This is a genomic window from Kitasatospora sp. NPDC057518 (genome assembly GCF_042802075.1).
Classification (GTDB): Bacteria; Actinomycetota; Actinomycetes; order Streptomycetales; family Streptomycetaceae; genus Kitasatospora.
This window is the reverse complement of the sequence record NZ_JBHVEU010000075.1, coordinates 1-25109: the sequence shown is the minus strand read 5'-3', so window position 1 is coordinate 25109 and position 25109 is coordinate 1. Positions and strand designations below refer to the sequence as shown.

26 protein-coding genes are annotated in these 25109 nt (G+C 74.5%); 17 read left to right on the top strand and 9 right to left on the bottom strand.

Annotated elements, in window-relative coordinates:
* Positions 1-296: 296 nt before the first annotated feature.
* Positions 297-2123, top strand: a complete 1827-nt coding sequence (locus ACFU7Z_RS10820; RefSeq protein ID WP_380740987.1) for an ABC transporter ATP-binding protein — start codon at positions 297-299, stop codon at positions 2121-2123.
* 16 nt (positions 2124-2139) lie between these two features.
* Here ACFU7Z_RS10820 and ACFU7Z_RS10815 read toward each other — a convergent pair whose 3' ends face one another.
* From ACFU7Z_RS10815 to ACFU7Z_RS10805, 3 genes are all read right to left on the bottom strand, one after another.
* Entirely contained in the window at positions 2140-2784 is a 645-nt protein-coding gene (locus ACFU7Z_RS10815) for a response regulator transcription factor (protein WP_049654400.1), read from the bottom strand.
* Positions 2775-3938, bottom strand: a complete 1164-nt coding sequence (locus ACFU7Z_RS10810; RefSeq protein ID WP_380777283.1) for a sensor histidine kinase — start codon at positions 3936-3938, stop codon at positions 2775-2777. Before ACFU7Z_RS10810 ends, ACFU7Z_RS10815 begins: the two co-directional genes overlap by 10 nt.
* A gap of 77 nt (positions 3939-4015) precedes the next feature.
* Positions 4016-4681: a DedA family protein gene (locus tag ACFU7Z_RS10805; RefSeq protein ID WP_380777281.1), complete on the bottom strand. Its 666-nt coding sequence runs from the start codon at positions 4679-4681 to the stop codon at positions 4016-4018.
* Positions 4682-4878: 197 nt separating this feature from the next.
* On the opposite strand from ACFU7Z_RS10805, the gene ACFU7Z_RS10800 reads away from it, so the two are divergent.
* Positions 4879-5385, top strand: a complete 507-nt coding sequence (locus ACFU7Z_RS10800) for a hypothetical protein (protein WP_380777279.1) — start codon at positions 4879-4881, stop codon at positions 5383-5385.
* A gap of 45 nt (positions 5386-5430) precedes the next feature.
* Here ACFU7Z_RS10800 and ACFU7Z_RS10795 read toward each other — a convergent pair whose 3' ends face one another.
* Positions 5431-6234, bottom strand: coding sequence for a nucleotidyltransferase family protein (locus ACFU7Z_RS10795; RefSeq protein ID WP_380777278.1), 804 nt, complete (start codon positions 6232-6234; stop codon positions 5431-5433).
* 210 nt (positions 6235-6444) lie between these two features.
* On the opposite strand from ACFU7Z_RS10795, the gene ACFU7Z_RS10790 reads away from it, so the two are divergent.
* A complete protein-coding gene (locus ACFU7Z_RS10790; protein WP_380777277.1) occupies positions 6445-7665 on the top strand; it encodes a glycosyltransferase in 1221 nt (406 codons plus the stop codon).
* A 55-nt stretch (positions 7666-7720) separates the two neighbouring features.
* Here ACFU7Z_RS10790 and ACFU7Z_RS10785 read toward each other — a convergent pair whose 3' ends face one another.
* Both ACFU7Z_RS10785 and ACFU7Z_RS10780 read right to left on the bottom strand, forming a co-directional pair.
* Positions 7721-8671: a hypothetical protein gene (locus ACFU7Z_RS10785; protein ID WP_380740976.1), complete on the bottom strand. Its 951-nt coding sequence runs from the start codon at positions 8669-8671 to the stop codon at positions 7721-7723.
* 8 nt (positions 8672-8679) lie between these two features.
* Positions 8680-9213, bottom strand: a complete 534-nt coding sequence (locus ACFU7Z_RS10780) for a SigE family RNA polymerase sigma factor (protein ID WP_380777275.1) — start codon at positions 9211-9213, stop codon at positions 8680-8682.
* A 122-nt stretch (positions 9214-9335) separates the two neighbouring features.
* Here ACFU7Z_RS10780 and ACFU7Z_RS10775 point away from each other — a divergent pair, with 122 nt between their 5' ends.
* From ACFU7Z_RS10775 to ACFU7Z_RS10725, 11 genes are all read left to right on the top strand, one after another.
* Positions 9336-10097: an alpha/beta fold hydrolase gene (locus ACFU7Z_RS10775; protein ID WP_049659981.1), complete on the top strand. Its 762-nt coding sequence runs from the start codon at positions 9336-9338 to the stop codon at positions 10095-10097.
* Between the two features lie 99 nt (positions 10098-10196).
* Entirely contained in the window at positions 10197-11027 is an 831-nt protein-coding gene (locus tag ACFU7Z_RS10770; protein WP_380777274.1) for an alpha/beta hydrolase, read from the top strand.
* 264 nt (positions 11028-11291) lie between these two features.
* Complete coding sequence (locus tag ACFU7Z_RS10765; RefSeq protein ID WP_241853024.1) at positions 11292-12230, top strand: urea transporter; 939 nt, start codon at positions 11292-11294, stop codon at positions 12228-12230.
* Between the two features lie 114 nt (positions 12231-12344).
* A complete protein-coding gene (locus ACFU7Z_RS10760) occupies positions 12345-12650 on the top strand; it encodes an urease subunit gamma (RefSeq protein ID WP_117490737.1) in 306 nt (101 codons plus the stop codon).
* A 3-nt stretch (positions 12651-12653) separates the two neighbouring features.
* Entirely contained in the window at positions 12654-13559 is a 906-nt protein-coding gene (locus ACFU7Z_RS10755) for a cobalamin biosynthesis protein CbiX (protein ID WP_380777273.1), read from the top strand.
* Positions 13560-13582: 23 nt separating this feature from the next.
* Complete coding sequence (locus ACFU7Z_RS10750; RefSeq protein ID WP_063780133.1) at positions 13583-14020, top strand: urease subunit beta; 438 nt, start codon at positions 13583-13585, stop codon at positions 14018-14020.
* Positions 14020-15744 (top strand): urease subunit alpha, encoded by a 1725-nt coding sequence (gene ureC / locus ACFU7Z_RS10745; protein WP_074004164.1) that lies wholly within the window; start codon positions 14020-14022, stop codon positions 15742-15744. The genes ACFU7Z_RS10750 and ureC overlap by 1 nt, the downstream gene beginning before the upstream one ends.
* 35 nt (positions 15745-15779) lie before the next feature.
* Complete coding sequence (locus ACFU7Z_RS10740) at positions 15780-16514, top strand: urease accessory protein UreF (protein ID WP_380777284.1); 735 nt, start codon at positions 15780-15782, stop codon at positions 16512-16514.
* A 52-nt stretch (positions 16515-16566) separates the two neighbouring features.
* Positions 16567-17187, top strand: coding sequence for an urease accessory protein UreG (ureG, locus tag ACFU7Z_RS10735; RefSeq protein ID WP_049651049.1), 621 nt, complete (start codon positions 16567-16569; stop codon positions 17185-17187).
* Positions 17184-18182, top strand: a complete 999-nt coding sequence (locus tag ACFU7Z_RS10730) for an urease accessory protein UreD (RefSeq protein ID WP_380740970.1) — start codon at positions 17184-17186, stop codon at positions 18180-18182. The genes ureG and ACFU7Z_RS10730 overlap by 4 nt, the downstream gene beginning before the upstream one ends.
* Before the next feature lie 81 nt (positions 18183-18263).
* Complete coding sequence (locus tag ACFU7Z_RS10725; protein ID WP_380777272.1) at positions 18264-19505, top strand: PQQ-binding-like beta-propeller repeat protein; 1242 nt, start codon at positions 18264-18266, stop codon at positions 19503-19505.
* Positions 19506-19515: 10 nt separating this feature from the next.
* On the opposite strand, the gene ACFU7Z_RS10720 is transcribed toward ACFU7Z_RS10725, so the two are convergent.
* Positions 19516-20013: a MarR family winged helix-turn-helix transcriptional regulator gene (locus ACFU7Z_RS10720; protein WP_375874465.1), complete on the bottom strand. Its 498-nt coding sequence runs from the start codon at positions 20011-20013 to the stop codon at positions 19516-19518.
* 68 nt (positions 20014-20081) lie between these two features.
* On the opposite strand from ACFU7Z_RS10720, the gene ACFU7Z_RS10715 reads away from it, so the two are divergent.
* Entirely contained in the window at positions 20082-20978 is an 897-nt protein-coding gene (locus tag ACFU7Z_RS10715) for an NmrA/HSCARG family protein (protein ID WP_380777271.1), read from the top strand.
* A gap of 139 nt (positions 20979-21117) precedes the next feature.
* Here ACFU7Z_RS10715 and ACFU7Z_RS10710 read toward each other — a convergent pair whose 3' ends face one another.
* Positions 21118-21564 (bottom strand): protein phosphatase, encoded by a 447-nt coding sequence (locus ACFU7Z_RS10710; protein WP_380777270.1) that lies wholly within the window; start codon positions 21562-21564, stop codon positions 21118-21120.
* 31 nt (positions 21565-21595) lie between these two features.
* On the bottom strand, positions 21596-23023 hold the full coding sequence (locus tag ACFU7Z_RS10705; protein WP_380777268.1) for a LuxR C-terminal-related transcriptional regulator: 1428 nt from the start codon (positions 23021-23023) through the stop codon (positions 21596-21598).
* Between the two features lie 149 nt (positions 23024-23172).
* Here ACFU7Z_RS10705 and ACFU7Z_RS10700 point away from each other — a divergent pair, with 149 nt between their 5' ends.
* Together ACFU7Z_RS10700 and ACFU7Z_RS10695 are read left to right on the top strand one after the other, a co-directional pair.
* Positions 23173-24099 (top strand): NADP-dependent oxidoreductase, encoded by a 927-nt coding sequence (locus tag ACFU7Z_RS10700; RefSeq protein ID WP_074004170.1) that lies wholly within the window; start codon positions 23173-23175, stop codon positions 24097-24099.
* Between the two features lie 231 nt (positions 24100-24330).
* Positions 24331-25062: an MIP family channel protein gene (locus tag ACFU7Z_RS10695; RefSeq protein ID WP_049651042.1), complete on the top strand. Its 732-nt coding sequence runs from the start codon at positions 24331-24333 to the stop codon at positions 25060-25062.
* Positions 25063-25109 lie beyond the last annotated feature (47 nt).

Below are 25109 nucleotides of genomic sequence, written 5' to 3'. Positions count from 1 at the left end.
CCGCAACCGTGGTGTAAACCCCGGTCGCGTTTGGGGCTTGTGGTGACGGTGTTTTCGGCTTGGCCGGCGCACAACAGGCCCGACTCGCGCAATCACTGGGGCGGGCGGAACCACCGCCGGCCCCTCACCCTGGGGCCGGCACCGCCGCCACGCGGAGGGTGACGCGTCCCGGACGACGGGGCCCGGACGACGGGGCCCCGGATGACGGGTCCCCACCTCGGAAACGGCGGATCCGGACCCCGAAAGGTCGTTTCCGGACACCGGAACGACGTCTCCGAGAGCAACGGGTCGTGGCCATGCGCGAAGTGACGCCCCCGGGCGACCGGGCGGCGCGGGACGACGACGACCCGGGGCCGGTGACGGACCCGCCCGTCGTCCCGCTGCGGGAGCTGATGCGCCGGTTCTGGCCGTGGGTGCGCCCCGACGTGCGCTGGCTCCCGGTGAGCGCGGTCCTGCTCGTCCTCGGCGCCTTCGGCGAGGTCGTCTCCGTCTGGCTGTTCAAGGACCTGATCGACGACGTCCTGGTGCCCCGGCACTTCGCCGACTTCTGGCTGCTCGCCGCCCTCATGCTCGGCGCGTCCGTGGCCGCCGCGCTGTTCACCTACGGCGGCACCTACACCAGCACCAGGACCGCCGAGCGCTACATGCTGCGGCTGCGCACCGACACCCTCGCCCACCTGCACACCCTGCCGCCCGACACCCTGGAGACCCGCTGGCGCGGCGACCTGGTGGCACGGCTCACCTTCGACATCGCCGAGATCGAGCAGATGGTGGCCACCGGACTGGTCGAGGGCGCCGTGGCCGCGGTCAGCCTGCTGCTGTTCACCGGAGCCGCCTTCTACCTGAGCTGGCCGCTCACCGTGGCCGCGCTGCTGGCCGCCCCGCTGTTCGTCCTCTCCACCAGCCTGTTCGGGCGCCGCATCCGGCGCCGGGAACGGCAGGTCCAGCGCCGCGCGGGCGGCGTCACCGCGCTGCTGGAGGAGTCCCTGCGCAACGCCACCGTCACCCGGACCTGCGGCCAGGAGAACCGCGAGGTCGAACGGGTCCACCGGGAGGGAAAGGCTCTGCTCGACGCCGAACTCTCCGCCGCCCGGGTCGCCGACCTCTACCAGCCCTTCCTCGGCGTGCTGCAACTGCTGGCCGGGCTCACGGTGGTGGGCGTCGGCGCGCTGGAGGTCATCCACGGGCAGCTCAGCCTCGGCGGCCTGCTCGCCTTCGCCGCCTTCATGGCCCAGCTGTTCGAGCCCGCCCAGCAGCTCGCCGCCCTCGTCCCGCTGGCCGGCACGGCCTGCGCCTCGGGCGAACGCGTGCTGGAACTGCACGACCTCACCAGCCCCGTGCGCGAACGCCCCACCGCCCGCGACACCGGCCCGGTCCAGGGCCGGGTCACCCTCCAGGGCGTCCGGGCCGGCTACCCCGGCGCCACCGGGACCCCCGGGCCGCCCGTCCTCACAGACCTGGACCTCGACCTGCTCCCCGGCGAGACCCTGGCCCTCGTCGGGCCCAGCGGCAGCGGCAAGTCCACCCTCGCCAAGCTCCTCGTCCGCTTCCTCGACCCGCAGGCCGGCACCGTCCGCCTCGACGGCCAGGACCTGCGCGACCTCACCCTCGCCTCGCTGCGCCAGGCCGTCACCCTGCTGCCCCAGCAGGCCCCGCTGTTCCGCGCGACCATCGCCGACAACATCGCCTACGGCCGCCCCGACGCCCCGCCCGCCGCCATCGAACGCGCCGCCCGCAACGCCGGCGCCCACGACTTCGTCACCGCGCTCCCGGACGGCTACCGCACGGTGATCGGCGCCGACGGCTTCCAGCTCTCCGGCGGCCAGAGCCAGCGCGTCGCCATCGCCCGCGCCTTCCTGCGGGACACCCCCGTGCTGGTCCTGGACGAACCCACCACCGGGCTGGACCCGCACACCGTCGAGCAGTTCGTCCCCGCGCTGCGCCGCCTGATGACCGGGCGCACCACCGTCCTGATCACCCACGACCGGGCGCTGCTGCCCCTCGCCGACCGCGTCCTCACCCTCCGGCCGCCGGACACCGCCGGGCCGGCCGCCGGTCCGGACAGCCGCCCGGACGCCAGCCCGGTCGACGCGTTGCGCGGCCGGGAGCCGCGGAAGCCCTGAGCCGACGGCGCGGAGGCTACGCGCCGAGGTAGTGCAGGACGGCCAGGATGCGGCGGTTGTAGTCGGTGGTGCGGGGCAGGTCCAGCTTGTCGAAGACGGCGTTGAGGTTCTTCTCCACCGCGCTCATCGAGACGTGCAGCCGCTGCGCGATGGCGGCGTTGGTCCAGCCCTGGGCGAGCGCCTCCAGGACGCTGCGCTCACGCGGGGTGAGCCGGGCCAGCGGGTCGGTGCGGGTGGTGCGCACCACCAGTTGGCGCACCACCTCCGGGTCGATCACCGCGCCGCCCGCCGCGACCCGCACCAGGGCGTCCAGGAACTCGTCGACCTCCGCCACCCGGTCCTTCAGCAGGTAGCCGACCCGCTCCGCGCCCGCGTCCAGCAGCCGGGCCGCGTACCCGCGTTCGATGTGCTGGGAGAGCACCAGCACGCCCACCTCCGGCCAGCGCTCGCGGATCTCCACCGCCGCCCGCAGCCCCTCGTCGGTGTGGGTCGGCGGCATCCGGATGTCCACCACCACGACGTCCGGCGGCCGTTCCGCCACCGCCGCCGTCAGCGCCGCCGCGTCGCCGACCGCGGCCAGCACCTCGTGCCCCTCCTCGGCGAGCAGCCGGACCAGGCCCTCCCGCAGCAGGGTCGAGTCCTCGGCGAGGGTCACGCGCATGGCAGCTCCGCGGTGATGACGGTCGGGCCCCCGGCGGGGCTGTGGACGTGGACGGTACCGTCCAGCGCGGCGACCCGCCCGCGCAGGCCGGTCAGGCCGCTGCCCGCCGGGTCCGCGCCGCCGGTGCCGTCGTCCTCGACCCGTACGGTGAGCACGCCGGCGGTCCGCTCGACCAGGGCCGAGACCGCCGAGGCGGCGGAGTGCTTGGCCGCGTTGGTGACGCACTCCGACACCACGAAGTAGGCGGCGGTCCGGACGGGTTCGGGCAGCGGGCCGGCCACCTCGTAGCGGAGCCGCAGCGGGACGGCGCACCGCTCGGCCACCCCGCCCAGCGCCTCCTCCAGGCCCAGGGTGTCCAGCGCCGACGGGTACGCCCGCCAGGCCACCTCGCGCAGCTCGGTCAGCACGCCCTGCGCCTCCCGGTGCGCCTGCTGCAGCAGCGCCTCCGTCCGCTCCGGGTCCTGGTGGCGGTCCAGGCCGCGCCGCGCCCGGCCGATCAGCATCGCCAACGCGACCACCCGCTGCTGCACGCCGTCGTGCAGATCCCGCTCGATCCGCCGCCGCTCGGCGTCCACGGCCTGCACCACCGCGGCCCGGCTGTCGGCGAGTTCGGTGATCCGGCGGCGCAGCAGCTCGGCCTCGGACGGCCCGAAGCACTCCCGGGCGGTCCGGGCGTCCAGCGCGGCCAGCGAGAACAGGTCCTGCACGGCCAGGAAGAGCAGCACCCCGCCGAGCAGCACCTGGGTCGCCAGCTCCTCCCAGCCCAGCGAGCCGCGCAGCACCCCGCCGACCAGCAGGACGGCCAGCGCCAGCCCGAAGCCCAGCAGCCCCAGCACCACCCCGGCGACCAGCCCGCCGCCGCTGCGCACCGCCAGGTAGCGCAGCACCCGGCGGTCGTCCGCCCGGTACTGGTGGGGGAAGCGGTCGCCGAAGAAGGCGCTGCGCCGGGCCCGCTCCAGGGCGGCCAGCCGGCGCACCCCGGACAGCAGGCCCGGCACCGCGTACGGGCGGGTGCGCGGCCAGAGCAGGAACGGGCCGAGGACGAAGGCCGCGAGGAGGAGGTACAGCGCGGAGAGCGCGGCGCTCGGGCAGCCGAGCAGAACTCCGGTGGCCCGGCGCGGCCATGACGTGGTGTCCGCTGCATCCCCCTGCACGGGGTCCGAGCTTACGGGGCGGGCCGGGCCTGCGGGGGCGGTGGGGCCTTCGGGGCCGGTGGGTCCGGCCGGGCCGGTCACCGGGCGCGGCGGTGCTGGGCGGCGCTGTTGCGCCCGCGCCAGCGCATCACGACGTACCCGGCCACGGCCACCGCGACCACCACCAGGACCGCCTTGGAGAAGAGGCCGACGTACGTCTCCACCGTGTCCCAGCGGTCCCCGAGCAGGAACCCGGCCATCACCAGCACGCTGTTCCACACCAGGCTGCCGATCGTGGTCAGCATGACGAACGCGGGCAGCGGCATCCGCTCGACCCCGGCCGGAACGGAGATCAGGCTGCGGAAGATCGGCACCATCCGGCCCAGCAGCACCGCCTTCGTCCCGTGCCGGGCGAACCAGGCCTCGGTGCGCTCCAGGTCGGAGGCCTTGACCAGCGGCAGCCGGGCCCAGATCGCGTGCATCCGCTCCCGGCCGAACAGGGCGCCCAGCCAGTAGAGGACGACGGCCCCGGCGACCGAGCCGAGGGTCGTCCAGGTCAGCGCGGAGGCGAGGCTGATCACGCCCTGCCCGGCGGCGAAGCCCGTCAGCGGCAGGATCACCTCGCTGGGCAGCGGGGGGAACAGGTTCTCCAGCGCGATCGCCAGGCCGGCCCCGGGGCCGCCCAGGGTGTCGACCAGGTCGGCCGCCCAGCCGGCGAAGCCGTCGGCGGGCTGCTGGGCGATGGCGAGGACGATGTGCGGCATGCGGGCTCCAGGGTGGTCGCGGTGCCGGCGCCTGGTGCGCCCGGCTCTGCCCTCCACGCTAGGAACCGCAGGTCAGCGCCGGTATGCGGGTTTCCGGCGGACGCCCTGTGGTTTTCCGTACCGCCGCACCCTGTGGTTTTCCGCAGGGGCGGAGAATCCGGTGGCGGCTGGCGTGGCCGCCTTGTCAGGATGGCGCCATGGACGACGCATTCACCCTGGCCTGGCAGTATTCCGCCGGACTGGTCTTCCCCGAGGACCTGCCGATGGCCGCCGCCGGGCTGCTGGCGGCGGGCATCGGCGGGGACTCGCCCGCGCTGTGCGACCTCGCGGGGCGGCCGGGCCGGGGCGAGCCCCCGGTCGAGCTGACGGAGCTGCTGTGGCAGGCGATGGCGGAGCTGGGCCTGCCGGTGCCGGACGACGGCTTCGTCCAGCGCAGCCTCCTGCACCACACGGCGGCCCGGCTGGTGTCCGGGGAGATCACGCCGGCTGAGGCCGTCGCCGCGCTCTGGTCCCGGATCGACGAGCGCACGACCGGGGCGGAGCGGCGGCTCGCGGAGCTGGTCGACCAGGTCTGCTGCCCGGGCTGCGTCGACACGTGGCCGGTCGAGGTGACGCGGGACTGGGAGCGGGAGATGAGGGCGGCGGCCGTCGAGGTGGCGTCGGCGCCCGACCACCGGAACGCCACCTCCTGGCACCGGGGCTGAACGCGCCTCGCCCGCCGGGCGGCTGGCGATCAGTCGTTCGGCGGCTCAGCGGTTCAGTGCGGCCACGGTCTCCCTGGTCAGCTCCCGCGCCCGGGCGACGGTGGCCGTCAGCTCCGCCGCCGACCCGCCGGGCTCGGCGAGCAGGCCGTGCGCGCGCCTGCCGAAGTACGGTGGGGCGTCCGGCAGTCGACCGGCGGCGGCCAGCGCGCCCTTCTCGTTCAGGCACCAGCGGCGGTGGTGGGCGAACAGGGCCTGGACCAGGATGCCGACGGCGTGCGACAGGCAGAGCGAGACGTGCAGGGCGTCGGCGCGGACGGCGCTCTTCGCGGCGGTGTCGAGCAGGAAGCCGGCCTCCCAGGTGGCCGCGGTGAGGGCCCCGCGCAGTGGTTCCGGGTAGTCGGCGGTCTGCCGCTTGAGCCGCGTCAACTCCCCGGTGGGGTCGGCCAACGGCTGCCCGAGGGCGACCTCGCCCGGGTAGCAGGGCGACCAGAAGCCGAGCGGGTGGCCGGCCTGCGTCCCCACCTCGTAGCGGCCCGCGCGGCAGTCCGCCCACACCCGTCCGACCCGGTCGAGGTCCCGCAGGATCCAGTCCACGGCGACGCCGTCGACCCGCAGCCACGCCCCGCCGTTGACCCACGGGCCCCAGCCGCCCGGGCCGGCCACCTCGGTCTCCGGCCCGGCGAGCGCCCGCAGCGCGTCGAGGTCGGGGCCGCCCCGGTAGTACACCCCGAGGTCCCAGTCCGACTCCGGCCGCTCCTCGCCCCGCGCCCGGCTCCCGCCGAGCATCACTCCCACCACGCCCGGCACACGGGCGAGTTGACCGGCCATGTCCTCGATGATCGCGCGCATGAAGGAGATTCTGGCAGGAGAAGCGGTGTCCGCCCGGGAATTTCGGATGCGGTGGTGGCGTCCGCGGAGGCGTACCCACTCCTCGCCACTCTCAACGTACAGCGCACGGGGGGCCTTGCCGCAAGGCCCCGGTGGTGACGCAGAATCACCGCTTCGAGGACGCAGGTCCGCGAAGCACGGAAGCAGATCCGCGAAACGGGGAGTCACGAAGTGCGAGTGGTGTTGTCGACGTACGGGTCGCGCGGGGACGTCGAGCCGATGGCCGCGCTGGCGGTGCGGCTGAGGGAACTCGGCGCCGAGGTGCGGGTCTGCGCGCCGCCGGACGAGGAGTTCTCGGGGCGGCTGGCCGAGGCCGGAGTCGAGCCGGTGCCGGTCGGTCAGTCGGTGCGCGCGCTGGTCAGCGGGCCGCCGCCGAAGCCCGGGGAGCTGCCCGCGCGCGCCGCCCGGCTGGTCGAGCAGTTCCACGCGGCGGTGCTCGGGGCGGCCGAGCCGGGCGGCGCGGTGCTGGCCACCGGGCTGTTCCCGGCGGCGGCCGGCGCACAGGCGGCGGCCGAGCAGCTGGGCGCCCGCTTCGTGTACGTGGCCCTCCAGCCGACCGTGCTGCCCTCCCCGCACCACCGGCCGTTCGAGTACCCGATGCTGCCCTACCCGCCGGAGGCGACCGACCCCCGGGAGCTGTGGGAGCTCAACATCGGGACGATGAACGCGCTGTTCGGCGACGCGGTCAACTCCCGCCGGGCGGCGGTCGGACTGCCCGAGGCCGACAACGTCCGGGACCACGTCCTCACCGGCCGGCCGTGGTTGGCCACCGACCCGCTGCTCGACCCGTGGCCGCGGCCCGCGGAGGCGGACCCGTCCTGGCCCGAGGCGGTGCAGACCGGCGCGTGGATCCTGCCGGACGAACGCCCGCTGCCCGCCGACCTGTCGGACTTCCTGGCGGCCGGCGAGGCGCCGGTGTACGTCGGCTTCGGCAGCATGCCGCTGCGCGACCCGGCGGGCGCCGCCCGGGTCGCCGTCGAGGCGGTCCGGGCGCAGGGCCGCCGGGTGCTGCTCGGCCGCAGCTGGGCCCGACTGGCGGAGGTGGACGGGGCCGAGGACTGCTTCGCGGTCGGCGAGGTCAACCAGCAGGCGCTGTTCCCGAAGGTGGCCGCCGTCGTCCACCACGGCGGCGCGGGCACCACCACCACGGCCGCCCGGGCCGGGGTGCCCCAGGTGCTGGTCCCGCAGATGGTGGACCAGCCGTACTGGGCCGCGCGGGTGGCGGAGTTGGGCATCGGCGCCGCCCACGACGGCCCGACCCCGACCACCGTGTCCCTCACCGCCGCCCTGCGCCGGGCCCTCGCGCCCGCCACCCGGGAGCGCGCCGCCGCCCTCTCGGCCCGGGTCCGCACGGACGGTGCGACGGCCGCCGCGAAGCTGCTGCTCGGCTGAGGGAGACAGGGGCGCGGGAAGTCGGCCCGGCCGACGTCCCGCGCCTGCCCCGGGCTCAGGAGGCCGGTTCGGTGAGGTACTTGGCACCGGCGTCCGGGAGCTTGTTGCCGTCCTTGTCGAAGAACTGCCAGGACTTCGCCCGCATCGTCCCCGGGCGGGCCACCACCAGCTCGCGGATCGGGGAGTCGGCCACGGTGACGGGCGTCGGCTCCGTGGTGCTGCCGTCCGCCCAGGTCACCACCACCCGGCCGACGTCCGGTCCGATCGAGAGCAGCACCACGTCCAGCGGGGCCACGGTGTCGCCCTTGCCCCGGTGGCCGACCAGGCCGCCGCCGAAGACGGTCCGGTTGCGCGGGTCGACCTTGCCCGGGGCCGCCTGGGCGCCGTCGGAGTCATGGCTGAGCCGCACCCCGTCCACCGTGAAGTAGACGTTGGTGACGTCGCAGTCCGGCTGCCAGTACCGCTGGACGTACTCCTCCGTCGGCTTGGAGATCTCCGAGTCGTACCTGCTGCGCTCCTCCCACACCGCCGTCGCCTGCTCGAACGCCCGCTCCCGGGGGGCCTCCGGCCACAGCGCCTCCCACAGCTGCCACTGCTTGCCGTCCGGGGTCAGGCCCTGGCCGAGCAGCACCCGGACCGGGGTCAGCGGGTTGCGGAAGGCCGGGGCGGTCCCGTTCGGCGGGAGGGGGGTGCCCAGCCCGGGGGTGTTCGCCACCGTGAGCGTGGGCGCGGGCGCGGCGCCGACGCCGGCCGGACCGATCCCGTGGGCGGGCGCCGGGCCCGGGCGCAGCTGCGCCAGCGCCCCGCCGGTCAGCGCCACCGCGGCGGCCAGCGCCGCCGCGCCGACCACCGTACGGCGGCGGTGCCGCAGCCGTCGGCCCCCCGCCAGGATGTCCGTCACCGGCGCCGGGCCGATCCGCGCGCCGGCCGCCGCCTCGGCGAGGCCGAGCCCCACCCACAGGTCCGTGCCGTCGTCCCCGCCCACCCCGTCCGGTTCCCGGTCCATGCCGCCCCTCATGCCGCTCCTCCGATGTGCGTCGTGTCCTTGAGTCCCACCAGTGCCGTGACCTGCCGCAGCCGCGCGATGCCCTTCGCCGCGTGGCTGCGCACCGCGCCCACCGAGCACCCCATGGCGGCCGCCGTCTGGCTGTCGCTCAGGTCCTCCCAGTGCCGCAGCACCACCGCCTCGCGCTGACGCGGCGGCAGGGTGGCCAGCGCGGCCAGCAGGGCCCCGCGCTGGTCGGAGCGGGCGTAGCCGTCCTCCACCCCCGCCGCGTCCGGCACCGCGTCCACCAGCATCTCCGGCGCCCGGCGGCGCCAGCGGCGGGCGTGCTGGTTGACCAGGATCCGCCGCACATAGGCGTACGGATCGTCGGCCCGGCGTACCTTCGACCAGGCCGCGCAGGCCTTCTCGGCGGCCGACTGCACCAGGTCCTCGGCCGCGTACTGCTCGCCGGCCAGCAGGTACGCCGTCCGTACCAGGCGCGGCCAGACCGTGACGATGAACGCCTGGAACCCGTCGTCCCGATCGTCTTTCGCTTCTCCCATGAGCACCTCCGAGCACCTCCTTCACCCGTCCAGAGCCCGGGGGCGGTCGAAAGCGCTTACCCGCGGCCGCGGCGGCTTCACATCGCTTGGGGAACGGCGGCGGGGACACTACGATCCGCCGAATGATCATTTCTCATGACGTAGCGGGCAGTGGGCCCGCCGTGGTGCTGCTGCACTCCTCGGTGTGCGACCGGCGGATGTGGGACGCGCAGTGGCAGCCGCTGGTCGACGCCGGACACCGGGTGGTCCGCTGCGACTTCCGCGGCTTCGGCGACACGCCGCTCGCGGACGCCCCGTACAGCGACGCCGGGGACGTCCTGGCCCTGCTCGACCACCTGGGCATCGGGACCGCCGCCCTGGTCGGCGCCTCCTACGGCGGCCGGATCGCCCTGACGGCGGCCGCGCTGCGCCCCGAGGCGGTCACCAGGCTGGCCCTGCTCGGCGCGGGCATGCCCGGACACCAGCCCAGCGACACCCTGCGCGCCTTCGGCGGGCGCGAGGACGAGCTGATCGAGGCCGGGCGGATCGACGAGGCCGTCGAGCTGAACGTCGAGTCCTGGCTCGGCCCGGAGGCCGACGAGCGGACCCGCGCGCACGTCCGCCGGATGCAGCGCCACGCCTTCGACGTCCAGATGACGGCGACGGTCGGCTCCGACCGCGAGGACGTCGACCTCGGCCGGATCACCGCCCCCACCCTGGCCGTGTCCGGCGCCCACGACTTCCCGGACTTCCGGGACATCGCCGCCGCCCTCCCCGCCCTCCTCCCCGACGCCCGCCACCAGGAGCTCCCCTGGGCCGGCCACCTCCCCAGCCTGGAGCGCCCGGCCGAGACCACCGCCCTGCTGCTCGCCTTCCTCCACGAGGACGGCCCGGCCGCGCGGTAGCGGCGAGCCGTGCGGTGGCGACGGCGGTGAGCCCGTCGCGGGGCAGCCCGTCGAGGGAAAGGCCGGACCCGAACGTGTGTCGGGAGCCATGATGACGGGGTGCACTTCACCACGGAATCCAGCGCGGACGGCGTGACGCAGCGCCACTTCACCCTCGACGGCGCGCCCGGAGTGCTCTGGCAGCCGGACGGATCGACCCTCGGCGGGCGGCCGTTGGTGCTGCTGGGGCACGGTGGCGGCCAGCACAAGCTGGGTCCGGGACTGGTGGACCGGGCCCGGCGGTTCGTGCGGCGGCACGGGTTCGCGGCGGTGGCGCTGGACGCGCCGGGGCACGGGGAGCGGACGCGCAGCGCCCAGGACGAGCGGTTCGCCACCGAGATCTGGGAGTTGATCGCGGCGGGCCGGCCGGTCAGCGCCTGGGTGGCGCGGCACACGGCGGCGCTCGCGGAGCGGGCGGTGCCGGAGTGGGTGGCGGTGCTGGACGCGCTGAGCGGCGAGGCGGAGCGCCCCGGTCGGGCTGAGGGCCCCGGACAGACGGAGCGCCCCGGTCGGGTGGAGGACCCCGGACACGCGGAGGGCCTCGGGCCGGTCGGGTACTGGGGGTTGTCGCTGGGGAGCGCGATCGGCATCCCGCTGGCGGCGGCCGAACCGCGCGTCGCCGTCGCGGTGTTCGGGCTGACGGGGCACGCGTCGCAGACGGAGGCGGCGGGGCGGGTCGGCGTGCCGGTGGAGTTCCTCCTCCAGTGGGACGACGCGCTGGTCCCGCGCGAGGGGGCGCTGGCGCTGTTCGGCGCGCTGGGTTCGCGGGAGAAGACGCTGCACGCCAACCCCGGGGGCCACCTGGAGGTGCCGGAGCCCGAACTGGAGTCGTCGGAACGGTTCCTGGCGCGGCATCTGATCCGGGCGGGAGCGAGCGCGGCCCCGGCATAGCCGATGCCAACCGTCAGTAAAACTTCGCAAAGGATTTCTCCCTGCAACGAACCCGACGGACCGTGACTTCAACAGATTGTTGCAGCTCAGCGGCCCGATGGTCACCCTTCGTGGATTTGGCATAACACCCCGTACCCCCTGGACTTCGCAAACCATAGGAGTACGGTTCCGGAGGAATCGCCGGGGCCGACATTCAGGCAGGCCGGCCGTACCGGAAAATTGGTGCGCAGCATGGGTTTGCAACAGGGTGGGGAGAGCGCCTCGGTGGCGACTCGTCCGATATCCGCCAGGGTGGTCGCGGAGGTCCTGCGCGGCGTCGCGCAGGTCGATTTCATGCCGTCCGTCGTCTGCGGACTCTTCTTCGTGGCCGCACTGTTCGCCGCCGACTGGCGGTACGGCCTCTACGGACTGCTCGGCAGCGCCGTCTCCACCGCCGTCGCGTACGGGCTCGGGCTCGACCGGGAGACCGTCGGGGCGGGGCTGCACGGGTACAACGGCTGCCTGGTGGCGCTGAGTTGCGCGGTCTTCCTGGGTGCCGGGCACCCGGCGACGGTCGCGGTGGCGGCCCTCGGGTCCGCCGTCGCCGTGGTGGTCACGGCGGGGCTCGGGGCGCTGCTCGCCACCTGGCGGCTGCCCGCGCTGACCGCGCCGTTCTGCCTGGTCGCGACGGCCGTCACGGCGGCCGCCCCCGGCTTCCGGCGGCTGTGGCAGGGCGCGGGCGCACCCGCCGCGCTGCCCGTCCCGGCCGCCGGGCCGACCGGGCTGAGCTGGGACCAGCTCTGGCACGGCTTCTTCGCGAACATCGGTCAGATCTTCTTCATGCCGCAGTGGTACGTCGGACTGCTGTTCCTCGCCGGGCTGTTCGCGGCGAGCCGGCTCGCGGGCCTGATGGCCTGCGCGGGGAGCGCCACCGGGCTGCTCACGGCCTGGGTGTTCGGCGCCCCCGGCGAGGCGGTCGGGCAGGGCCTGCTCGGGTACAGCGGCGTCCTGGTCGCCCTCGCGCTGTGCGGGGTGTTCCTGGCGCCCGACGCCTGGAGCGCGGCGTACGCCCTGGTCGGTGCGGCCGGCGCGACCGTGCTCACGCCGGCGCTCGGCGCGGCCTCCGCGCCCTTCGGCGGTCACGCCTTCACCTGGCCGTTCGTCCTGACCACACTGCTGTTCCTGGCGGCGGTGCCGGCCGTCCCCCGCCTGCGCCGGACTTGATTCCGCGTCCGGCGCCGCCGAATTCATCTGATGTCGAGTAACCCCGGGCTCACCGAAGCCCCTTGAGCATCTTTCTGCATTCCATCGGATTCTCGGAAAGGAAGAGTGATACCCGTGAATCTCTCGCCGCGTGAGATCGACAAGCTGTACATCTACGTCGTCGCCGATCTGGCCCGCAAACGCCGGGACCGCGGCGTCAAGCTGAACTACAGCGAGGCCTGCGCGCTGATCAGCGAGGCGATCATGGAGGGTGCCCGGGACGGCCGCACCGTCGCCGAGTGCATGGAGATCGGCAAGCAGGTCGTCGGCGGCGAGGACGTCATGCCGGGCGTGCGCGAGATGCTCCCGCTGCTCCAGGTCGAGGCGGCGTTCGTGGACGGGACCAAGCTGGTCTCCTGCCACGACCCGGTGGGTGCCTGAGTGATGACCCGGTCCCATGCCGCCACCGTGGTTCTGGTCGGCGGCCACGAGAGCGACGGCGGCCGGGACCTCGCGGCGCTGGCGGCCCGCGAGTCCACCGTGCACGCCGCGGCCCCCGCGGGCCGTCCGCTCACCGAGGCCGTCCGGTCCGCGCTCGCCGCGGCGGAGGACGGGCCGGTGTGCGTCGTACCGATGACGCTCGGCCGCGACCCGAAGCTCGTCGCCGACACCGCCCGGGCGCTGCGCTGGCTGGCCGCCGCGGAGGGCCGCGGACGGCTCGCCCTGACCGCGCCCTTCGGCGCCGCCGACCACCTGATCGGCTGGCTGCGCGCCGCCGCCGGCCCCGCCCCCGACGGCGCGGTGCTGGTCACCGCCCCGGCGGCCGGCCCCTTCGAGGACGCCGAACTGTTCCGGATCGCCCGCCTCGCCCGCCAGTACGGGCGGCACCGGTGGGTCGAGGTCGCCTTCGACGGCGGCGACCCGGACCCGGCCGACGGCGCCGAACGCTGCCGGCTGCTCGGCGCCCGCGAGGTGACGGCCGTTCCGGCCTCCTTCGGACCGGCCCTGCGCACCGCGCTGCCCGGCGTACGGGACGGCGGCCCGCTGCTGCGGCCGTCCGCCGTCGCCGGGGTGGTCGCGGCCCGGACGGCGGCGGCGCTGCACCTGCTCGGGCACGGGGAGGACGGCATCCTGGCCGGCCTCGACGCCGAGCACGGGCACGGCTACGCGCACAGCCACGGGCCGGGGGAGCAGAGCCACGGTCACAGCCACGGGCCGGGCGGGCACCAGCACGGCCACGCGCCGGGCGGGCACCAGCACAACCATGCGTCGGGCGGGCACCAGCACGGCGATGCTCCCCACCCGCACCACCCCAGCCATACCCACGAACCCGCACACACCCCCCACTGACCCGGCAGAGAGGAAGGCCAGCCATGTCTGGTGGCGCCGCGTACCTGTACGGCGACGACCCGGTGGAGATCAACGCCGGCCGCGCCAAGGCCACCGTCACGGTCAGCAACACCGGTGACCGGGCGATCCAGGTCGGATCCCACTACCACTTCTTCGAGGCCAACCGCGCCCTCGACTTCGACCGCAACGCCGCCTTCGGCAAACACCTGGACATCCCGGCCGGCACCGCCGTCCGGTTCGAGCCGGGCGACACCAAGGACGTCACGCTCGCCGAGTTCGGCGGCCACCGCCGCCTGGTCGGCTTCGCCAACCTCGTGGACGGCGGCATCACCGCCCCCGCCACCCGCGCCCGCGCCGTCGACCGGGCCATCGCCCTCGGCTTCAAGGGCACCAACCTCGACCACAAGGAAGACCGGCCCCGGGACTTCCACACGGAGACCCACCCGGAAGGCGACCGCTGATGGCCATCCTCTCCCGCAGGCAGTACACCGACCTCTTCGGCCCCACCGTCGGCGACCGCTTCCACCTCGCCGACACCAACCTCCTGGTCGAGGTCGAACAGGACTTCAACCAGGGCCACTACGGCGACGAGGCCGTCTACGGCGGCGGCAAGGGCATCCGCGACGGGATGGCCCAGGACCCGGCCGCGACCTCCCTCCAGGGCGCCCTCGACCTGGTCATCACCAACGTGGTCGTCATGGACGCGGTGCTCGGCGTGGTCAAGGGCGACATCGGCGTCAAGGACGGCCTGATCGTCGCGGTCGGCAAGGCGGGCAACCCGCACACCCAGAGCGGCGTGCACCCGCGGCTGGTGATCGGCCCCGGCACCGAGGTGATCTCCGGCGAGCACCTGATCGCCACCGCCGGCGGCATCGACACCCACATCCACTTCATCGCCCCGCAGCAGGTGCAGGAGGCGCTGAGCAACGGCATCACCACCCTGATCGGCGGCGGCACCGGCCCGTCCGACGGCACCAACGGCACCACCTGCACCCCCGGCCCGTGGAACATCCACCGGATGTACCAGGCCGTCGAGGACCTGCCGGTCAACGTCGGCCTGCTGGGCAAGGGCAACGGCTCGCTGCCCGGCGCGCTGCGCGAGCAGGTCGAGGCGGGCGTGTGCGGCCTCAAGGTGCACGAGGACTGGGGCAGCACCCCGGCCGCGATCGACAGCGCGCTGAGCGTCGCCGACGAGTACGACGTGCAGGTGGCCATCCACACCGACACCCTCAACGAGTCCGGCTACTTCGAGGACACCCTGTCCGCGATCGACGGCCGCACCATCCACACCTTCCACACCGAGGGCGCGGGCGGCGGCCACGCCCCCGACATCATGCGGATCGCCGGCGAGCCCAACGTGCTGCCGTCCTCCACCAACCCGACGCTGCCCTACACCGTCAACTCGGTGGACGAGCTGCTGGACATGGTGATGGTCTGCCACCACCTCAGCCACAACATCCCCGAGGACGTCTCCTTCGCCGACTCCCGGGTCCGCGCCGAGACCATCGCCGCCGAGACCGTGCTGCACGACGAGGGCGTCATCTCGATCTTCTCCTCCGACTCGCAGGCGATGGGCCGGATCGGCGAGTCCTTCACCCGCGCCTTCCAGACCGCCCACCACTGCAAGGACCAGCGCGGCAAGCTGGCCGGCGACAGCGAGCGCAACGACAACGCCCGCGTCCTGCGCTACCTCGCCAAGCTCACCATCAACCCCGCCGTCGCCTCCGGCACCGCCGACCACATCGGCTCGCTGGAGCCCGGCAAGCTCGCCGACATCGTGCTCTGGCCGATCAACTCCTTCGCCGCCAAGCCGAAGATGGTCATCAAGGGCGGCGTGATCAACTGGGCGCTGATGGGCGACCCGAACGCCTCGCTGCCCACCCCCCAACCGGTCTACTACCGCCCGATGTTCGGCCAGTACGGGCGGGCGAAGCAGGCCACCCGGGTGTCCTTCATGTCGCAGGCCGCCGTCGACCTCGGGGTTCCGGCCCAACTCGGCCTGGAGAGCCGGGTGCTGCCGGTGCGGCGGTGCCGTACGGTCGGCAAGCAGCACATGGTGCGCAACGACGCGCTGCCGAAGATCGCGGTCGACCCGGAGACGTACAAGGTCACCCTGGACGGCGAGCCCGCCACCATCGAACCGGCCCGCGAGCTGCCGCTCAACCACCTGTTCTACCTCGCGTGAGCCCCGTCACCGAGACGCGGCCGGGCCTGGATGCCATGGGCGGCCTGGACGCTGTGGACGGCCTGGGGGATCCGGACGCCATGGGCGGCCTGGACGCCCTGCTGGTCTGCCTCCAGCTGACCGACTCGGCCTTCCCCAGCGGCTTCTACACCCTCTCGCACGGGCTGGAGGGCTACGCCCAGGCCAAGGCCGTCACCCCGGACACCCTGCCCGGGCTGCTCGCCGACCTGCTGCGGCACGGCGTCGGGCCGTCCGACGCCACGGCCCTGGTCCTGGCCCACCGGGCGGCCACGGCGGGCGACTGGGAGCTGCTCGCCGAGACCGACCAGCGGCTGCACGCCACCAGGCTCAACCGCGAGCTGCGCCTGGCCGCCACCCGGACCGGTCGCCAACTCCTGGACATCGCCCGGGAGTCGGTGGGCGGCGAGCCGCTGGAGCGGTACGCCGCGCTGGTCGCGGAGAAGCGGGCCCCCGGCTGCCAGGCGGTGGCGGCCGGGGTGGCGTACGCCTCGGCCGGCGTCCCGGTCCAACAGGCCGCCACCAGCGACCTGTTCGCGTTCTGCACCAGCTTCGTCGGCGCGGCGCTGAGGCTCCGGCTGACCGACCACCGCAAGGCGCAGGTGGTGCTGCGGGCGGCCTCCCCGGTGATCCGGGAGGTCGTATCCGCCGCCCTGGAACGGGACTTGGCGGACCTCGGCGGCTGCGTGCCGGTCGCGGACGCCATGTCCGGGCGGCACGAGCGGGCGGAGGCCCGGCTGTTCATGAGCTGACCGCCCGATGCGAACGTGCGCCACAGAAGAACGACCGACAGAAGGAGGAGAGTTGACCGAGAACGTGCTCCGCGTGGGCATCGGCGGACCGGTGGGATCCGGCAAGACGGCGCTGATCGAGGCGCTCGTCCCGGTGCTGATCGCCCGCGGCCACCGCCCGGCGGTCATCACCAACGACATCTACACCCAGGAGGACGCCCAGCACGTGCGGCGCACCCTGGCCGGGATGCTGGACCCCGAGCGGGTCGTCGGCGTGGAGACCGGCGCCTGCCCGCACACCGCCGTACGGGACGACCCGACGATGAACCTCGCGGCCGGCGCCGAGATGCTGGAACGCTTCCCGGACGTCGACACCCTGCTGTACGAGTCCGGCGGCGACAACCTCACGCTGACCTTCAGCCCGGTGCTGGTCGACCTCTTCCTCTTCGTCCTCGACACCGCCGAGGGCGAGAAGATGCCCCGCAAGCGCGGCCCGGGCATCACCGAGTCGGACCTGCTGGTCATCAACAAGATCGACATCGCCCAGTACGTCCGCGCCGACCTCGGGGTGATGGAGTCCGACGCCCACCGGGTGCGCGAGGGCGGACCGGTGGTGCTCACCAACTGCCTGACGGGGGAGGGGCTGGAGGAGATCGCGACCTTCCTGGAGACCTTCCGCAAGGTCCCGGCGTGACAGCCTCCCCGGCTGCGGCGGTGCCCCGGCTCGACCCCCGGCACTACGAGCCGGCCCGCGTCCCGTACGAGGTCCGCCGCCACGCCGGGACGCCCGACACCCTCGCGGTCGGACGTCCCGGCAAGGTCGGGCTGCTGGAGCTGGCCTTCGAACGGGTCGGCGGACGCACCGAACTCACCGGCCACTACCAGAAGTCGCCGCTGCAGATCATGCGCCCGCTCTACTTCGACCCGGCCCGCCCCGACCTCGCGGTCACCTTCCTGATGTCCACCGGCGGCGGCATCCTCCAGGCCGACCGGCTCCGCACCGACCTGCACTGCGGCGCCGACACGGCGGTCCACCTGACCACCCAGGCCGCCACCAAGGTCTACCGGATGGAGCACGACTACGCGACGCAACTGGTCAACCTGACGGCCGGGCCGCGCGCCTACGTCGAGTACCTGCCCGAGCCGGTGATCCCCTTCGTCGACTCGCGCCTCTACCAGCGGACCGTCCTCACCGTCGACCCGGACGCGACCGTGCTGGCCGGCGAGACCGTCCTGGCCGGCCGCCTCGCCCGGGGCGAGCGCAACGCCTACCGGGTGTTCGCCTCGGACCTCGAAGTGCGGCGCCCAGGTGGTGAATTGGTGGCACTGGACACCGTGCGGCTGGAGCCCTCGCCGGGTGGAGGCGGAGGCGGAGGGGGTGGCAGGGGTGTCGGGGTCACCGGGCCGGCGGTGCTGGCCGGGCACGACGTGATGTCCAGCCTGTACGTCCTCAGCCCGCTCGCCCCGGCGGCCCGGATCGCGGACGTCCTGCACGAGGCGGTGGCCGGCTGCGGCCAGGAGTACGGCGAACTGCTCTACGGGGTCAGCGTGCTGCCGCAGGACAGCGGTGCCTGGCTGCGACTGCTCGGCTCCGACACCCGGGCCTGCGCCGCCGCCCTGCGCGCGGCCTGGGACGCGGTCCGGCGGCTGCTGATCGGGGTGCCGGCGCCGGAGCTGCGGAAGACGTAGGGCCGTCGGCCGGCGCCGCCGGTCGTGATCTTCTTCCGGATCCGGCGCAACCCCGGGGCCGGGTGCGCGGTCCTGTCTGGCGTGAACGACGATGCGAGACGGGACGCCGTGCCGGACGAGGCGCGCGAGACGGCGCCGGACGTGGCGCCCGATGCGGTACCGGAGGACGTGCGGGAAGCCGCGCCGGACGGTGTTCCGACGCCACCGGCCCGGCGCCTGGTCAACCGCCGGCGGCTGCTGACGGGCGCCGCCGCCCTGGGCGCCCTCGCGGCCGCCGCCGGCGTCAACGAGTGGGCCCGCCGAAAGAGCTCCCACGGCCCGCGACTCTGGCGGACGACCGCCGCGAGCGGGCGGCTCGTGCTGTCCGCCGACCGCCGACAGGGCCTCTACGCCTCCGGCTTCGACGGCTGCGTGCGCGCCCTCGACCCGCGTACCGGTGAGGTCCGCTGGAGCCGTACGGTCAGCACACCCGACGCCGCCGCTGCCCCGGGCGGCTGGCCGCCGGCCGCCGGGGACGGCGTGGTGTGCGTGGCCACCGACACCCGTCTGCGGGTCCTGGACGCGGCGTCGGGGGAGCAGCGCTGGGAGGCCGCCCTGCCCGACTGGTCCGAGGGCGGGTGGCGGCAAGGCCCCGCCGTCGGCGGCGGCAGCGTGTTCGCGGTGTACGGAAGCTCGGTGCGCTGCTACGACCTGGCCACCGGCGAGCCGCGCTGGACCGGCCCGGCGGGCGCCTCGGCCGCTCTGGCCCTCGGCGGCGGCACCGTGTACGCGGTGGGGAGGCCGAGGGGGCTCCTGGCGCTGGACGCCCGCACCGGCGAGCGCCTCTGGGAGCGCGACCTCGTCGTCAGCGGCCCACTGACCGTCCACCGGGACGCCCTGCTGGTCTCCTCGCCCCCGGAGACGATGGCCTCCACGATCGTCGGCGCACTGGACCCGGCGACCGGCGCGCAGCTCTGGGCGTCCGTCCAGCACGGGGAGCTGAGCTGCCCCCTGTCGGCCGCCGGTCGGACCGTCTACATGGGCGGCGGGGACCGTCTGTTCGGGTTGGACACGACGACCGGCGACTGGGTCTGGAAGGCCAACACCTTCGCCGGTCGGAAGGGCGGGACCCCTGCCATGGTCGCCACCGAGGACGGCGTCTACGCCTGGTCGGGGGACGGCCGGCTGTGGGCGTTCGACCCGTCGACGGGCGGGATGCGCTGGCAGGACGATTCGGAGGAGGTCGGCCGGATCTCGCTGGCCGCCGCCGGTGGGACCGTCTACCGGGGCGGCCCGGGCGGCGTTCTCGCGCTGGGCGCCCTGCCGTCGCCGCCGTCGGCCTGACCGGGCGGGTTCAGGAGCGGCCCGTCCCGCCCAGCTCGCCCGGTTCCATGGCCGCCAGGCGGGCGACCTGGCGGTGGCTGAGCTCGACGGTGCGGTTCATGTGCCGCAGGAGGAAGGCGAGTTCGGCTTCGCTGTCCTCGGCGAAGACGGCCGCCCAGTCGGTGGACAGCTCGCGCCACACCTCCCCGAAGCGCTCCAGCGCCTCGGGGAGGACCGCGACCAGCACCCGGCGGCGGTCGGCCTGGTCCCGCTGCCGGGCGACCAGCCCGGCCTTCTCCAGGCGGTCGACCAGCCGGGTGGCCGAGCCGCTGGTCAGCCCGGTGAGCTCGGCGATCCGGCCGGTGGTGACCGGCCCGTCCTCCAGGGTGAGCAGGTTGAGGCACTGGACGTCGGTCGGGTGCATGCCCAGGTGGTCGGCGACGGCCTGGTTGAACAGCACGTACGAGGCCAGGTAGCGGCGCGAGACCGGCCATAGCCGGGCCATCAGTTCGTCGCGGGTCGTCGTCATGGGGGAAGGGTAACCGGCTGCCCGATAATTGTTTGCGCCATGCAGAGATCTTTCTCTATGTTGTCTGCATGACGCAGATAACTGAGTCCGCAGCCCCCCGTGCCCGCCTCCTCCCCGTCGCCGTCACCGGCGCCACCGGCGCCCAGGGCGGCGCCACCGCCCGCGCCCTCCTCCGCGCCGGCCGCCCCGTCCGCGCCCTCACTCGGAACCCCGGCTCGCCCGCCGCCACCCAGCTCGCCGCACTCGGCGCCGAACCGGCCCGCGCCGACTTCGACGACCCGGCCTCGCTCGCCACCGCCCTCGACGGCACCGGCGCACTGTTCGCGATGTCCACCCCGTTCGGCACCGACCTCGGTGTCGAAGTCCGCCAGGCCACCGCCCTGCTGGACGCCGCCCGGGCAGTCGGAAGCGTCCGGCACGTCGTCTTCACCTCGGCCGCGAACGCCGACCGCTCCACCGGCATCCCGCACTTCGACAGCAAGCACCGCATCGAACAGCACCTGGCCGGCCTCGGCCTGCCCTGGACCGTCCTCGGCCCGGCCGCCTTCATGGAGAACTACGCCAACGACTGGACCCTCCAGTCCCTCCGCGACGGCGTCTTCCACCTCCCCATGCCCCCCGGCGTCCCACTCCCCGTGATCGCCGCCGACACCATCGGCACCTTCGCCGCCCACGTCCTGGCCGGGCCTGACGCCTACGCGGGCCGCCGCATCGACATCGCCTCCCAGTGGCGCACCGGCGAGCAGATCGCCGCCGCGATCAGCGCCGCCAGCGGCCGCCCCATCCGCTTCGAACAGGTGCCGCTCTCGGTCGTGGCGGCCCACTCTGAGGACCTCGCCACGATGTTCCGCTACTTCCAGGCCCCCGGCCTCACCATCGACACCGCCGCCCTGCACGCCGAACACCCCACCATCGACTGGCAACCCCTGGAGACCTGGGCAGCGGCCCGCACCTGGCACCTCTGAGGGCTTCAGGCGCCCGCAGTGACCTTGGGTGCTGAGACCTTGATCAGGTTGATCGTTCCAGCCTGGTACACGTCGCCGTTGACGGTTCCGCCCGTGACCTGATTGGCGGTCGAGATCCTTGGAACGCTACCCATCCGACCTAGGCCAGCCGCTCCACGAACTTGCGCTGCCACGGTGTTTCGACGGCGTGCCGGCTGTAGTGCTCCCGCACGTACGCCACTGCGTCGGCGGCCGGGACGCCGTCCAGGACGGCGATGCAGGCGAGTGCGGTGCCTGTGCGGCCCCGGCCGCCGGCGCAGGCGAGTTCGACACGTTGGGTGGCGGAGCGTTCCCAGGCTTCGCGGAAGGCGTCGGTGGCGTCCGTGCGGTCGGTGGGGAGGCGGAAGTCGGGCCAGCGTACCCAGCGGCTGGGCCAGTCGACGTGTGGCGGGCGGCCCAACAGGTAGAGGCCGAAGTCGGGTCGGGGGCCGGGTGGCAGGGGCTTGCCGAGGCCGCGGCCGCGCAGGAGGCGGCCGGAGGGCAGGCGCAGGAGCCCGGGGGTGGTCGGGTCCCAGGTGGTCGGGCCCGGGGTGGTGGGGTCGGTCATGTCGGCTATTCCTCAGGTGGGGGAGGGGTGTTCAGGATGCCGCGTGCAGTCCGACCGGGCCGCGGGGCAGTCCGGCGCGGTGGGCCAGGGCGGCGGCTTCGCCGCGGGAGGAGACGTCGAGTTTGGCGAGGATGTTGGCGACGTGGAACTTCACCGTCGACTCGCTGATGTGGAGCGCCGCCGCGATGTCCCGATTGCGGCGGCCCCGCGCGAGCTGGTCGAGGACCTCGAGTTCGCGCGGTTGGAGGCCGTCGAGGGGGTCGGTGGCGAGGACGGGTTCGGGCAGGGCGAGCGGGAGGTCGACGGTCACGGTGGTGCCCCAGCCGGGGACGGCTTCGACGCCGTGGCGTCCGCCGAGGGCGGTGATGCGGTCGGCGGTGCGGTGGACGGTGAGGGCGTCGGCGGTGAGCAGGCCGAGGCCGTCGCCGCGTACGACGGCGCGCAGTTGGCCGTCGGCGGTGAGCTGCCAGCTGACGTGCAGCCGGGTCGGCTTCTCCTGTTCCAGCATCAGCAGGACGGCCACCCGGACGGCGTCGCGGGCGGTGTGGGCGGCGTCCGCCGGGACGGAGCGGTCGGCTTCCGGCGGGGGTGCGACGTCGAGGTGGACCCGGGTGTGCCGCAGCAGCGGGCGCAGTTCGCGGACGAGTCGGGCGAAGGCGGCGTCGGCGGGTTCCTCGCTGAGGGTGCGGTCGAGTTCGGCGCCCTGGCGCAGGTCGAGCAGGGCGGTGACGGCCAGTTCGGTGGCGTTGCGGCGGGCGGTGGCGTCGTCCAGGCCGGTCGAGCGCAGCGGGGCCAGGATCGCGGTGAGCGCGGCGCTGTGGGTGCCGGTGAACTCGGCGATGGCGCGGGCGCGGGCGTTGGCGGAGGCGCGGGAGGCGGCGGTCTGGGTGGGGGCGGCGTCGGTGGCGCGGTGGTCGGAGTGGGCGATGACCAGGTCCCACAGCTGTTGCAGGACGGCGAGTGCCCCGGGGGCGACCGGTTCGGTGCCCGCCCGGACGAGGACGAGGACGGCGCCGCTGTCGTTGCCCGGCGTGGTCGTGACGACGACGACCGGCCGGGATTGTCCGGCGAGTTCGGACTCGCCCTGCCAGGGGCGGCCGGCGGAGGTGGTCGCGGCCGCCTGTTCGGCCAGCCGGGACAGGTCCAGCGTGCTGATGGCGGCGGTGAGTTCGGGCGGGCCGTAGCTGTGGGAGGGGTTGAACGTGCAGACGCCGCTGAGCTGCGCGAGCGCCGTGTGCGGGACGAGGGTGCCGAGCACGTCGGACAGGCGCAGCAGGAGGTCCGGCCGGGGAGCGCGCAGCACCTCGACGGCCCGTGCGAGCGCGTCCTCGGGGCGGCCCCAGCGGTCGCGCCAGGTCCCGTCCGTGTGCGTCCCGTCCGTGTGCGTCACGTCCGTGCGCGTGCGCGTGCCCGTCCCGCCCGTGCCCGTGGCGGTTCCGGGCGGCTCAGTGGTGTCCATGCGGTCCAGCCTAGTTCGGGCGCCGCCGGGCCCGCCTGGCCGTTCGGACAGGTCGAACCGTCCGAAGGACTGGCTGGGCCGCCGTTGCCCCGGTCGCAGGATGGAAGACGTCGGAGGCAACAACTCCCCTGGAACCGAAGGACCTTCCCATGACCAAGGCGATCGCCTTCCCCGAGTTCGGCGGCGCGGACGTGCTGCGCCCGATCGACATCGAACTGCCCGCCCCGGGCCCCGGCCAGGTGCGGGTCGCGGTCCGCGCGGTGGGCGTCAACCCGCTGGACCACAAGCTGCGCACCGGCGAGCTGGCCGGGTTCTTCCCGGTCTCCTTCCCCTACGTTCCGGGCTTCGAGGTGTCCGGCGTGGTGGAGGCCGTCGGCGCCGAGGTGCGCGGCTTCGCCCCCGGCGACGAGGTGTTCGGCGCCCTGATGGGCGGCGGCTACGCGGAGCGGGCGCTGGTGGACGCGGCGATGCTGGCCCACAAGCCCGCCACCCTGGGCTGGACGGAGGCCGCCGCGATCCCGACGGCGGCCGAGACGTCCGAGCGCGCCCTCGCCGTCCTGGGCGTGCGGCCCGGCGAGACCCTGCTGGTGCACGGTGCGGCCGGCGGGGTGGGCACCGTGCTGCTCCAGTTCGCCCGGGCCCGTGGGATCACCGTGGTCGGCACCGCGAGCGAGTCGAACCACGACCACCTGCGCGAGCTCGGCGCGATCCCGGTGACGTACGGCGAGGGCCTGGCCGAGCGGGTGCGGGCCGCCGCCCCGGGCGGGGTGGACCGGGTGCTGGACGCGGCCGGGCGCGGGGTGCTGCCGCTGTCGATCGAGCTGGTGGGCGGCGCGGACCGGGTGCTGACGATCGCCGACATCCAGGGCGCGCAGGAGCACGGCGTCCGGTTCACCGGTGGCGCCGAGGGCGTCGAGCCCTACTACACGAGCGCCTACGCGGCCGCGCTGGCCCTGCACGAGGCGGGCACCCTGCGGCTGCCGCTGCACCGGGTGTTCCCGCTGGCGGAGGCGGCCGAGGCGCAGCGGGTCAGTGAGGGCGGGCACCTGCGCGGCAAGATCGTGCTGACGGTCTGACAGGCACACGGCGCCCGCCCTGTCCCTGTCTGCCCGTTTTGCTTCCGTTTTGCATTGGCTGCGCCATTTCCGTACGGTTTCATCCGTTCGGAGTAATTCGGCAGGCGGACGCGCCGTAAACACGGCGCTACGCCGTCCGGCCGACATGCGGTCCCTCGAACGGTCGACCAGGGTTGGCCGGACGTGGGCGGCACCGGACCGCCTGCCCTGACGGTCAGGAGGACCAGGCGCATGGGTGGAACGGACAGGCGGGCGGTGATCGGCGAGTTCCTCGGGACCCTGCTGCTGGTGCTGCTGGCAGTGGGTGCGGCGGTGCTCGCGGGGGTGGCGATCGGTCCGGTGGGCATCGCGTTCGCGTTCGGCTTCGTGCTGCTGGCGCTCGCGTACGCGCTCGGCCCGATCTCCGGCTGCCACGTCAACCCGGCGGTGACGCTCGGCTTCCTGCTGGCCCGCCGGATCGACGGGCGCACGGCGGTGTCGTACTGGGTGGCGCAGCTGCTCGGCGGCATCGCGGGTGCGGGGCTCGTCCTGCTGCTGGCGAAGCAGATACCGGGGCTGGAGACCCACGGCAAGCTCGGCACCAACGGCTGGGGCGAGCGCTCCCAGATGCACATCAACGCCGGCGGCGCGTTCCTGACCGAGGTCATCCTCACCTTCCTGCTGGTGTACGTCGTCCTGGCGGTCACCCACCGGCTCGCCGCGGTCGGCTTCGACGGGCTGCCGATCGGCCTCGCGCTGGTGGTCGTCCACCTGGTCGGCATCCCGCTCACCGGCACCTCGGTCAACCCGGCGCGCAGCCTCGGCCCGGCGCTGTTCGCGGGCGGCGACGCGCTGTCGCAGCTGTGGCTGTTCCTGCTCGCCCCGCTGGTCGGCGGCGCGCTGGCGGCGGGCGTGCACCTGCTGACCCACCCGCAGCCCAACCTTCCGGTGGCGGAGGCCCTGGCGACGGACGCGCGGGTGTAGTACCCGCCGTCGAGCCGGCGCGGCGGCCGGGACCGTACCGACGGTCC